The sequence below is a fragment of the Synechococcus lacustris str. Tous genome (genome assembly GCF_003011125.1).
GTDB lineage: Bacteria > Cyanobacteriota > Cyanobacteriia > PCC-6307 > Cyanobiaceae > Synechococcus_D > Synechococcus_D lacustris.
In genome coordinates, this window is sequence record NZ_PXVC01000215.1 from 1 (window position 1) to 1,101 (window position 1,101).

The following is a 1,101-nucleotide window of genomic DNA, read 5'->3' on the forward strand; positions in this document are numbered from 1 at the left end:
GCTTAATAGTAGATTTTATAATATGTCGTTACTGAATCCTGCGGGTAACCCTGTGACGTGACCCCCATGTTTGCTCCAGTTCTTATGAGAGCTAGTGGGGTGATCAAGCCGCCTGCCCCAGCGCACATGGCGCCGGGCCAGCTCCAGGATCCGCCGTTTTAACTTCTGCTCCTCGATGTCTGCTGGCGGAACAGGGCGCCGCTGGGTATTGCGGTGTTGACCTGTCAACCGGCAGGCACGACGTTGAGAAACCCGGAATCGATCATGCAGAACCACCACGGCCCTGCGACGACGCTCCGGGCTCAGAAGTTTCCCTCGGCAAGCTCCTTGAGCATGGCTTTATCAAGCTCAGCATCTGCAAGGAGGCGCTTAAGGCGGGTGTTCTCCAGCTCAAGCTCTTTTAGGCGTTTGGCCTCAGTCGCTTATGGGCTCCGCCCGACTGCGTCTACATCCCGCCATATAGCTGCTGCCAGCGGTAATAAGTAGGGGCTGAGACCTCCAGAGCTCTGCAGACATCGGCGACGGCTTGGCCTTGGTTAAGCAGTTGTTCCGCGGTGCGCAGCTTGCGRATGATCTGCTCAGGGTTGTGGCGTTTGCGTTTCATGGRGCTTCTCCTGGCCAAKTCTGGCCGGTAGGRAAGCTCTCATAAGAACTGGTTCAGTTTTTGGGGTCCACGTCACAGCAAACTTTTCCACTGGTTCAGCAGCGTGCTCAGAATTGTATTGGGTTTTGCAAATGCCATAAAACCCAAACCCTCAAGAAACGGCAGAGAAGCAATGAATACCAGGAGGCAGAACGCCCATGCATCTATATCTCTTTATATTGTATTCGTTTATAAGTATTTCGTCAAGTTTATGCAGATATTGCATAAACAATTAACTGCAACGGGTTTCAGCGTTTTATTGCAGCGCACTAGGTGTTTTTCTTAATCCTTTGCTGCCTTTTACCCCCACAACTCCAAACCAAGACACGCCAATGCTTCTGCATTTCTAAGGCAGCTTCAACTGCTTGCTGCAAGTTTGTGTATTCCCAGATGTTGTTTAGATTGATCTAAATTGGACGCATGGCATCAATATTTGCGGCAACGGCAGCAAAGTTTGC

Annotated in this window: 2 protein-coding genes; both read right to left on the bottom strand. The window is 51.1% G+C overall.

Annotated features, from left to right (window positions below):
* Positions 1-15: 15 nt before the first annotated feature.
* Positions 16-279, bottom strand: a complete 264-nt coding sequence (locus C7K08_RS15325) for a hypothetical protein (protein WP_133165267.1) — start codon at positions 277-279, stop codon at positions 16-18.
* 166 nt (positions 280-445) lie between these two features.
* Positions 446-604, bottom strand: coding sequence for a transposase (locus tag C7K08_RS14420; protein ID WP_106501170.1), 159 nt, complete (start codon positions 602-604; stop codon positions 446-448).
* Positions 605-1,101 lie beyond the last annotated feature (497 nt).